Origin of the sequence: Microvirga pakistanensis (assembly GCF_004458765.1) — a bacterium.
GTDB lineage: Bacteria > Pseudomonadota > Alphaproteobacteria > Rhizobiales > Beijerinckiaceae > Microvirga > Microvirga pakistanensis.
In genome coordinates, this window is record NZ_SPJX01000515.1 from 1 (window position 1) to 223 (window position 223).

Below are 223 nucleotides of genomic sequence, written 5' to 3' on the forward strand. Positions count from 1 at the left end.
CCGAGCGCGACGCCGAGAAGGCGCAGCGCGACCAGCAGAAGGCCGCGAACGCCGGCGAGTAAGCTCAAGGCTTCATTGTGAAGACGAGAAAGGCGCGGCCTCGGCCGCGCCTTTTTCTTTTTCGGAATGCAGGCCTCACTTCAGAGGAAGATAGATATCCGTCCGCAGATCGGTCGGCGGCGTGTCGCGCGGGCTGTTGAGATACTCCTCGAACATCGGGGCA

General features: G+C 62.3%; 1 protein-coding gene. It reads right to left on the minus strand.

What is annotated here, in order from left to right; all coding sequences use genetic code 11:
- Window positions 1–135: 135 nt before the first annotated feature.
- Entirely contained in the window at window positions 136–216 is an 81-nt protein-coding gene (locus E4K09_RS30895; protein ID WP_342211360.1) for a GyrI-like domain-containing protein, read from the minus strand.
- Between the last annotated feature and the right edge of the window lie 7 nt (window positions 217–223).